The organism is Pseudoalteromonas sp. UBA6610 (genome assembly GCF_002433295.1).
GTDB classification, from domain to species: Bacteria; Pseudomonadota; Gammaproteobacteria; order Enterobacterales; family Alteromonadaceae; genus Pseudoalteromonas; species Pseudoalteromonas atlantica.
Genome location: NZ_DJHW01000025.1, coordinates 55320 through 65092 on the forward strand (window position 1 = coordinate 55320; position 9773 = coordinate 65092).

The window sequence follows — 9773 nt, forward strand, 5'->3', positions numbered from 1 at the left end:
TTAACACCGAGGTAAATTACCTTGTAGACGCGCAGCTTGCTGGCGTTTTAAAAGCAACGCTTTTACCTGTTTTAACCTATTCGTTAACGCTTTTCTTTAACTTTTACGGGTAATCATCAACGTACAAACGCCGGCAATTATTCCCCAAAACGCAGAGCCCACCGAGAGCATGGTTAAATCAGATGCGGTTACCAAAAACGTAACTATTGCAGCCTCTGTGTATTGGGCTGAGCTTAAAGCTTGCTGCAAGCTATTAGCAATGGTGCCAAACAACGCAATACCCGCTAAGGCTAAAATTAATGCCTGGGGTAAACTTGCCACTAAACCAACAAGCGTTGCCGCGCAAAGTGCCATAACAATATAAAATACGCCTGCGGCAATACTTGCCCAATAGCGTTTATCGGGGCTTTTATCGGCCTCGTCGCTCATACAAATAGCAGCGGTAATAGCGGCTAAATTAATAGAGTACGTACCAAACGGCGCAGTTAAAATATTAATAAAACCAGTTACATTAAGCGTAGCTGAGATAGGCGCTTTATAATTATGAGCCTTTAGTACAGCAATACCCGGTAAGTTTTGAGAGGTCATGGTCACTATATAAAGCGGTAAGCCAATACTTATACACGCTTGCAAGTTAAACACCGGCGCTATGTATGCAAACTCACTTATTTTCCAATGAATAGCGCCAGTATCAATATGCCCCATTTGCCACGCCAGTAGCACGCCTGCAACTAAAACGCTAAGCATGGCAAAACGCGCAAAAAATCGTTTTCCTAAAAAATACATAAGCACCATTAGGCCTATAACCAGTGGTAGCTCATTCATAAAATTAAATACATCTATACCAAAGGTAACCAATACGCCTGCCAGCATGGCACAGGCAAGTTCGCTCGGTATACGGTTCATTATTTTTTCAAACCAACCGGTAACCCCAGACACAAAAACCAATGTAGCGGCAAACATAAATGCACCAATGGCTTCGCCTAAATGGTAGCCCTGCGCGCTGGAAATAAGTAAAGCCGCCCCAGTGGTAGACCATGCAATTAAAACGGGCACTTTATAATAATACGACAACCCAATAGTGGTTATGCCCATTACCAGCCCTAGCATTAAAAGCCAGCTTGCGACTAAATCGGGCGTGCCGCCAAGGGTTATAACAACTTGATAAATAAGCGCAATAGAACTTGAAAAACCAATAATAACAGCCACCAACCCTGCGGTTGCTCGATTAAGCAGCTGATCGGAAAACGTCATAAAATCCCTCTTAATTTTAGATTTTTAAGCCCACAACATACGTTGCCTATTTACGCTTTGCAATTAGCGTTTACGCTATTAAGCGTGAAAAATATTCATTATTTTAAAATTTTTTTTACCTATAAAGATCACACCTTTCATTGCCAAATTAAAAACAAAAACAATTATTCGCTTACGCTTACACCCCGCTAAAACTCTATAAAAACCCATCCTTTTTAGCTCAACAAACAAAACCCATTATAGGTAAATTGTTTATTTACAATCATTTACAATGCAAATAATTAGCACTTTTATACTACCATCACCAACTTGATCTAATTCTCTAGATGATATAAAACGTAACAATTAGTTAACTAAAAACCCCGTAAGAGAAACAAATGAAACGCGCTATTTTAATAATTGTTGCCCTTGGTCTATCTGCATTTGCTATTTATCAGCTGCTATTTAATACCGAAAAACCTCAGCAGGTAACGGCGCCTGTTGCAGTGGATATAGTGCCCGTTGACTCTCAATTTGCAGCAAATAAAAAAGCACCACAGCCCATTGATATGAGTAAAGATCCCGTTAACGTAAAACCTAAAACCATTGAGGCACCAGCGAAAAGCAACCAGTTTGAGGCTATAAACAAGGTATCTGAAAAAGCTAAAGAGGTACTTACCAACGCCAACGTACTACCAAGCGATTTAAACAACGAAGCCTACATAGAGTTCGACCTAAATACGTTACAAGCCCTTGAAGCTGGCGACTCGTTTGATATTTCAATTCCGCAAACCGTTGAAACCTACAGCGCCGAAATCACCTCGTTATCGGAGGCGAGTAATGGCGATAAAAGCATATTTGGCCAAGTTATTGGTGCCAACGGGCAACTACACACCACGGTTATGACCGTAGGAAACGATGCAATTTATGGGCAATTTACCGCACCTAGCGGCAATTACGTTTTTGAAAGTAAAGGTAAATATGGCTGGATTGCAGCAAAACGCGACTTGTACCAAAACCACATAGAACATCACGTAGATGCGCCCACACCAAAAACAGATAAAACCATAGATATGTTTGCCCCAAAAAAAACTAAACAACCCAACACGCAGTAACCCAACTAAATCAATCAGCAGTAAAACTTCCAACCACTACATAAGTAAGGAAATATAAAAATGAAAAAACTAATCACTACGGCAGCCATTGCCAGCGCGCTATTTGCAACCAGTGCAGCACAGGCAGTAACGATTGATATTGGTATTTTATATACCGACCAATCGGCCGCAGCTACGAGTAATATAAACACTAAAATAAACCAGCTAATCGCCTTTAGTAACCAGGTTTATAGCCAAAATGGGGTAGACATTACACTGCGTTTAGCGGGCACAGAAAACCTAGGCGATTACGCAATTACACCGTCTGAAGATTGGTTAGATGCAGTAACTAACAGCAGCTACGTAGATGGTTTACGCACTAGCTGGAAAGCCGACATGGTTGCCGTACTTGGTACCGGCCAAAGTGCGGGTAATGGTTTAATCTCGTGTGGTTTAGCTTGGGTTGGCCAAGGCACTAACGGTAATTTATACAGCTCGATGAGCGACCGTATGTACTCTATTACTGCTATTGATTGTGGCGCAACTACGTTTGTACACGAACTTGGTCATAACCAAGGCCTAGCGCACTCACGTAAACAAGGCGATACCTCGGGCGGCGTATATGTTGATGGAATGGGCCACGGCGTACAAAACGAATTTGCAAGTATAATGGCTTACCCGCATGTTTACGGTAGTGCAACGCAGTACGATTACTTCTCTAACCCTAATTGGAGTGTAAATGGCTTGGCTTTTGGTGTAACTAACCAAGCGTATGCTATTCGTACGGTTACCGACACTAAAACAAGCATTGCTAACTTTAAGTAAGTGATTTAAAGCAGGCTGTATTTAGCCCACTTATAATTATTTCCCTTTAGAGCGCATTTGCGCTCTTTTTTATTTGGCTTAAGGTTTGTTGATCTTTCAAGGTTAAGTCACTAAAAGCCTAAAAGTGCGCAGCTAATTAATGCACTACTATTTTTTGTTTTATAGCAGGCATTAACGTTTTACCGTCACCATCTACTTTACTTAAAAGCTTAAGCCCCATTACTTTGGCAAGTACCGGGTAAATATCAAGATTATTTACCTTTTCAAGGCTTAGCCCTTGTTTAAAAGCAGGCCCTACAGCAATTAACGTAGCCGCCATATCATCGGTATAGGCATAGCCATGAGTACCTAAATACATTGCTTTGCCTTCGTTAGTAAATACCGCAGGCGCATTAGTTTGCACAACAATATCGCCCACACGGGTGCCTTTATTATAATGATACCCAGCTAATTGCTCGTCGTTTAATACCGTATAACGCCCGTTTGCGGCTTGTTGCAAACGTTGTTTGTAAGTTGCAATTTGCTCGCTTGTTACAGCAGGCTTTGCATAAATAAGTAAACGCGGGCCGGTATTTTTAACTATAAAATTATCGTTTTTAGGCAATGTAGATACATCAATACTTTGCTCTGGGTTTACATGCGCCATACCGTGATCGGATACAATAACAAGGTTAATCTCTTGCTCTAGCTTGCTTAAACGGGTTTGTAATTGGCCCATTAGTTCATCTAATTGTTTTACCGCATCGCGAGTTTGCGGTGCGTCTGGGCCAAACTCGTGGCCCATGCTATCAACAAGCGAAAAATAACTTGCTACAAAACGTGGGCGCTGCGCTTTAGGTAAGCTTAGCCACTGTATTATTTGATCAACACGGCCTTGGTACTCACTGTATTTAGAATAGTGAAAGTAATAGTCGGGCGTCATACCATTAAAGCGCGCATCCGACTCTGGCCAAAAATAAGTAGCCGACTTTAGCCCCTGCATTTTTGCTAAATTCCAAAGTGGAATACCATTTACCCACGTGCTATCGCGCATACCTTTACCCATGCTGTAGCACTCGTTTTTACGGGCTTTATCACAAAAGTTATTATCTACAATGCCATGATTTACCGGCAGCAACCCTGTAATAATAGAAATATGGTTAGGAAACGTTTTTGTTGGGTAAACCGGCATTAGCTTTTGCGCGCGTACACCCTTAGCAGCCATTGCTTTTAAATTAGGCGCGCCGTGTTTTTCTATATAATCCCAACGCATGCCATCTATTGATATAAGTACAACGGTTTGCTCTTTTGCCGCATATGCCGCTTGGCTGGTTAACACTAAAAGAGCCAACATCATCGCCTTTAAAAATACATACTTCATTACAAATACTCGCCTACATTAAAATGCGTTAAATACTGAAAAATATAGCTTTATAATACAATTGCCAGGCCTTAAATGATACAAGCACCTGTACCTAACTCGTCTAGGTGTATATATTAACAAGTAAGTATTTAAAACGAATGACAACGCGCATTTACTTTGCCAGTCGTCACCACTAAGCAAGGACTCCGATGACTATCGACTTTAGTAAAAAAATAACCCCAGCGCGCATGTATCGCACGACTGCAAATTTACAAATGGCGATGGAAAGCGATCGCGGTCGTATAATTAACAGTGCAGCTATTCGTAGGCTGCAGCAAAAAACTCAGGTTTTTCCGCTAGAGCGAAACGCAGCGGTGCGCTCGCGCTTAACTCACTCACTAGAAGTACAGCAAGTTGGCCGTTTTATAGTACAGCGCATTTTTGCAAATTTAAGCTTTGAGCAACAAACTGAGTTTGGCTTAAAAGGGCTAGAACGCCCACTAGAAAGCCTAGTAGAAATGGCCTGCTTAATGCACGATATAGGCAACCCACCCTTCGGACATTTTGGCGAAGCTGCCATAAATCACTGGTTTAATAACAATTTAGCAAGTGTTACACCAGCGCGCTGCCAAGAGCAAAATACCGGTATAGGGGTTATTTTTAAGCACCTAGCGCACGATATTTGTAATTTTGAAGGCAACGCCCAAGGCATACGCATAATACATTCGCTACTGGGGTTAAACTTAACTTATTGCCAAAGCGCGGGCATTTTAAAGTACACCCGCCCCGCGGGGTTAAACCCAAAAGACATACCGCAAAATAAAAACTACTTAATGAAAAAAGTAGGTTACTACTACAGCGAAAAAACCTTTGTAGAGGCATTGCAAAACGAGCTGGTTATAGAGCCATACTGCCGCCATCCGGCAAGTTACATAATGGAAGCAGCCGACGATATTTCGTATTGCTTAGCCGACATAGAAGACGCCGTAGAAAAAGACATAATAACCACCGAGCTACTTTGTCAGCAGCTAAAAAGTGAATATAAAAAAGCCCTTATAAACCTAACCATTGACGACACCGAACACCTAAATTTTGTAGATAAAGCGGTAGATTACGCACTAGAGCGCGCCAACGCGCAGCCTTACAACTTTAATAGCGAATTTTTTATTTACCTACGCGTGGCCTTACTTCACCCGCTTGTAAACCACGCCGCCAAGCGTTTTATAGAGCACATTGAGCCTATTTACCACGGCGACTTTAACCAAGCCCTATTAGAAGATAACAGCCACCTACACGCCGTTACTAAAACCCTTAAACAGGTGGCGCTTAAGCATGTGTTTTCTCACAAAGAGGTAGAAAAACTCGAACTACAAGGCTATCGCATAATTAACGGCCTGCTCGATTGTTATAAACCATTGCTACAACTTAACAGCGACGATTTTAAACGCGCATTAAATGGCGACTCACGATTATTAATCGAATCGCGTTTGGTTAAAAAGCTCTCTAAAAAGCACTTAAATAGTTATCAGCACGCCATAGATGCCATGCAAGAAGAGCCCGACCACTTTGCCGCTTACGAGTTTTACTATCGCTGTAGGCTAATTCAAGATTACATAAGTGGCATGACCGACCAATTTGCCTATGACGAGTACCGCAGCCTAATGGTGATTGACTAACGAGGGCGTGCTGTTGGATGGTTTTTACAAACCTAACGCCGCGATTTAACCCCCTTAGATTGAACAAATTTTCAATCCACAAAGGCCAACACGCCCTTAGTGCCTAGATATATTTTAATTTTGCGCTTAAAATCAGACTATTGATACCTAAGCGCCGTGTTTTATGATTATTAGACTCTCTCAACTTATTTTTTGCTTTGCTTTATTTTACAGCAGCCAAAGTGCTGCCTATAACGAAGCCATGTGTATTTTAATTAAGCAAGAAATGCAGCAGTACAGTAATAATAAAGCCAGTGCCAAATACCGCAGCGCCGCACGCGATTTTAAAAGAAACTGTAATAAACCCAAGCAAGTACAAACAAAACCAAAACCTGTAGAGCCGCCAGTTGTTGAACAAGAGCCACAACCACTTGCCCTTACCCCCGAGCAAGAACAACAACTGCTTGAGCAAATAACTGCGGCCGAAAAAGCTATAAAACAAAGCGCAAGCAAAGCAACTACAAGCTCTCAGCCTACAAATCAAATAAGCCAGCAAAGCTCAGAAACTAACGAGCCAGAGACTGCGCCAATTAATACAGTAAAGGATACGCCAAGCACACCTAAGGGTGAACTTGAGTCTAATAACAGCGAGTTAATACCTACCACTAGCCAAGCGCAGCCGGTGGCCACTGAAACCGCCCCAAAAGCAGCGCCTAAAAAAGAGCCTAAAAAAGAGCAGCCAACGGTTAATACAACGCCCAAACCCGCACCTGTACTTATACCTGCGCCAGTTGCAGAGCCACCAAGTTCATTATTGCTACCAAGTTTGCTACTGCTTATTGTGGTATTAATTGGCGCCATGGTAGTTATACGTTTACGCCGCGCTAAACAAAATAAGCCCGAGCCGCCTGTTGCTCCACCGGCTACAGCCCCAACTAAAGCGGTGACTAAAAACAACAAAAGCGCAGAGCAAGCAGCACCATCCAAAACGGCTCCAGCCCCAAGTGATGAACTTTCAAAACCAGTTGTGCCACCGGTTTCGGCCTCGAGCGAGCCAGAGCCTGCAAGCTCTAATGCACCAAAAAACGAGGCAATTAACGAGCCACTGCCTGCCGATACGCAAGCCACAGAGGCTGAGCCAGAACAAGCTAAACCAGAAGAAGATGCACCAGCATCTGAACCTGAACCTAAAAAAGTAGCGCCAGAGCCAAACACCGCAGAGTTTGAAGCTGCCGCAAAAAATACATTAGCGCGTATTCAAAATGCAAAAGGCTTTACAGAGCCCGAGGTAAGAGAGTTTAACCCAGACGCGCCTTCGGTTAAGCGCACGCGTAAGCACAAAGCCGCCGCAGTAGAACAGCCAAAAGCAGAGCCCATTGAAGAAGTAAAACCACAAGAGTCTACTCTTATAAACGAACCGGCTGCGCCTAGTAACCCTATCAATGAGCCTAATACCAACGCGCATCTGCATACAGCCGATAAAAACAGTGAGCTTGAACAAACCACGCTAAATAGCGAACACGACTTTAAAGAGCCCGAAATTCGCACCTACAATCCAGATGCGCCTTTAAAACCAAGTAAAGAGCCTGCACAAGCTACAGTTTCAGCAAAACCAAATAGCGAACTCACGTTAGAGACACCAATATCAACAGCTCACGAACCACAGCCAGCTCAAGAAAAGCCAGCGCAACCAGAGGCCGATAGTACGCTCAAGCAAAGTGATTCTAGCAACCCATTTGCAAACCTTTCGCTAGATGAAAGCTGGGACCCAAACTCAGATAAAAAGCCCGTGATTGAGGAAAAAAAGAAAGCGCCTAAATCACAAGCCTTAATCGAGGCAGAAGAGCGCGCTAAAAACATGCAAACAAAAGAATAGCTGAGCAAATAAGCTTGATATTATTGCTCTAAACAAATAATTTTTAACGCAGCAAGCACGCGCTATTTAAAGATTAAATTGGTATTACTCAATTACCAGCACAAAAAAGCGGCCACAAGGCCGCTTTGTTGTTTAAAAATATAGAGTTGTATTAATGCGCTTACTTAAGCGAGCTATTTTAAGTATGGATTTAAGACTGAGAAAACGTTTTATTGCTACAAAAAATGCGTTGTTTAGTTGTTATAACTAACTAGTTGAAAATTCCTGTACTTTTAGCATCTTTGTATTTGTAACACAGCTGCGCCAAGTTTGGCCGCTCAAAATAATTAACTATTATTACGCTTAGTATTATTCGGGGGGCATGTTTTTAATATTTAAATCGTATTGTAAAATACCATCGTTATTAACCGCTACACCCGCTAATTGCACAGAGTGATTAGCAAACTCTTCCGACGCCGATAAATGCGCTAACACGCCAGCTATATCCTCGTGTTTAGGTTGCCCGTCGGTTGCCACAATGCCTGCATTACAATCGTTTTGCTTACACTCAAAGCTGTATAAAAATAGCGACTTTTCAGCAAAGCTGCTTTGCACTTTATCTAAAAACACTTGCTCTGACTGTGCTAAATCAAGCGTACTTTGAATTTGAGCAGCGCTTTCTAGCTCAGAGTATTCACCCACCTCTTGAGGAGTAATCACTATTTGCTCGGTAAGTGCAGTGCCTTCTTTATTAGTTACATCGTGGCTACTTTGCATTGCTTGTATATCTACCACCAGAGGTTGAGCAGGCTGCACAGCCGTAGTGTTAGTTATTGAGTTGGGTAGATTATTTTGAGCCAAGGCGGTCAAATCGTTTTTAAACACGTACAAAGTTGCAGCAGTGATAGCGCATGCAATGAGTAATTTGTTCATAATACTTCCCTCCTTCAACCAATTTACGCAATACAATTAAGTGAAATGCTTTTTAAGTGTAGCCAATGTTAATATTATGTTTTGTTTGGGTGTGTACTGTCAATCTTTAATACTAGACAGTGCAAATTAAAAGAACAATTTTATCAATGTTAATATTTAATGAACCACTGGTAAGCTCAGCGCGCCACATTATAATGCTGGCAATAGCTACACGCTCATTTTGCAACCAAGCAGCACGTTATTTGTTTGTAACAAACTGTAAAAAGCAACTCTTTTTATGACCACACCCCAAGCAAAAAGTTTGCGTTTATTGTTACTAAAACTTAAATAAAATTACCCAAAGTAAATAACCGCATAATTAAAACCACACACAGCAGTTTTAATTTGCTAAAAGATGCAAAGATTACATAAAGAAAGGCACTAACATGAAGGCGCGATTTTATATCGCGCTTGTAGACGTGAGCTTGCTCACGTTAGAAACGCAGCTTCTCATTACTTAAAAAATTAACACCGTAAAAGCCCTGCTTTTAAACGAAAGCAATGCGCGTCTACAAGGTTAAATTTTACGCTGGCGTGGATGTGGTGTGTAGGCGCGATTTTATATCGCGCTTGTAGACTTCAAGATTTTCTGTTAGCACTCGATGTAGGCGCGAAGCTTGCTCGCGCTCTGTATTTTTAGTTCCCTATGTCGCGTTGGCGTTGGCAACCAAGGGGCGCAAACGCATCAGAGCGCGCAAGGTAACTTTTACCATAATTAAACTCACCTCGGCCAGTTTGTGTATTTAACTTAAAAAAACCACAAATTATGGGGGTGTCTTCTAAACCGTCAATAAATA

The 9773-nt window shown here is 42.0% G+C and carries 7 protein-coding genes; 4 read left to right on the top strand and 3 right to left on the bottom strand.

The window, feature by feature from the left end; all coding sequences use genetic code 11:
- Positions 1-96: 96 nt before the first annotated feature.
- Positions 97-1254 (bottom strand): benzoate/H(+) symporter BenE family transporter, encoded by a 1158-nt coding sequence (locus B4F91_RS03950; RefSeq protein WP_004589605.1) that lies wholly within the window; start codon positions 1252-1254, stop codon positions 97-99.
- Between the two features lie 377 nt (positions 1255-1631).
- Between B4F91_RS03950 and B4F91_RS03955 the strand changes: the two genes are divergently transcribed.
- Both B4F91_RS03955 and B4F91_RS03960 read left to right on the top strand, forming a co-directional pair.
- The gene (locus tag B4F91_RS03955) at positions 1632-2348 is read left to right on the top strand and encodes a hypothetical protein (protein ID WP_286936905.1); all 717 of its coding nucleotides are present in this window, start codon (positions 1632-1634) and stop codon (positions 2346-2348) included.
- A gap of 60 nt (positions 2349-2408) precedes the next feature.
- Positions 2409-3152 (top strand): zinc-dependent metalloprotease family protein, encoded by a 744-nt coding sequence (locus B4F91_RS03960; RefSeq protein WP_004589607.1) that lies wholly within the window; start codon positions 2409-2411, stop codon positions 3150-3152.
- Positions 3153-3288: 136 nt separating this feature from the next.
- Here B4F91_RS03960 and B4F91_RS03965 read toward each other — a convergent pair whose 3' ends face one another.
- Entirely contained in the window at positions 3289-4512 is a 1224-nt protein-coding gene (locus tag B4F91_RS03965; protein WP_286936907.1) for an alkaline phosphatase family protein, read from the bottom strand.
- 191 nt (positions 4513-4703) lie between these two features.
- Between B4F91_RS03965 and dgt the strand changes: the two genes are divergently transcribed.
- Together dgt and B4F91_RS03975 are read left to right on the top strand one after the other, a co-directional pair.
- Positions 4704-6170 carry a dGTPase gene (dgt, locus tag B4F91_RS03970; RefSeq protein ID WP_096042675.1) on the top strand — a complete coding sequence of 489 codons (1467 nt, stop codon included), beginning with the start codon at positions 4704-4706 and terminating at the stop codon, positions 6168-6170.
- Between the two features lie 163 nt (positions 6171-6333).
- On the top strand, positions 6334-8025 hold the full coding sequence (locus B4F91_RS03975) for a cell surface protein (RefSeq protein ID WP_286936908.1): 1692 nt from the start codon (positions 6334-6336) through the stop codon (positions 8023-8025).
- 348 nt (positions 8026-8373) lie between these two features.
- Here the strand turns inward: B4F91_RS03975 and B4F91_RS03980 are convergent, their stop codons facing one another.
- On the bottom strand, positions 8374-8937 hold the full coding sequence (locus B4F91_RS03980) for a hypothetical protein (protein WP_064385816.1): 564 nt from the start codon (positions 8935-8937) through the stop codon (positions 8374-8376).
- Between the last annotated feature and the right edge of the window lie 836 nt (positions 8938-9773).

Bases quoted from the DNA above. Each gene is read 5' to 3' on its own strand.
- B4F91_RS03955 (WP_286936905.1), top strand. From the start codon at position 1,632: ATGAAACGCGCTATTTTAATAATTGTTGCCCTTGGTCTATCTGCATTT.
- dgt (WP_096042675.1), top strand. From the start codon at position 4,704: ATGACTATCGACTTTAGTAAAAAAATAACCCCAGCGCGCATGTATCGC.
- B4F91_RS03975 (WP_286936908.1), top strand. From the start codon at position 6,334: ATGATTATTAGACTCTCTCAACTTATTTTTTGCTTTGCTTTATTTTAC.
- B4F91_RS03980 (WP_064385816.1), bottom strand. From the start codon at position 8,937: ATGAACAAATTACTCATTGCATGCGCTATCACTGCTGCAACTTTGTAC.
- B4F91_RS03950 (WP_004589605.1), bottom strand. From the start codon at position 1,254: ATGACGTTTTCCGATCAGCTGCTTAATCGAGCAACCGCAGGGTTGGTG.
- B4F91_RS03965 (WP_286936907.1), bottom strand. From the start codon at position 4,512: ATGAAGTATGTATTTTTAAAGGCGATGATGTTGGCTCTTTTAGTGTTA.
- B4F91_RS03960 (WP_004589607.1), top strand. From the start codon at position 2,409: ATGAAAAAACTAATCACTACGGCAGCCATTGCCAGCGCGCTATTTGCA.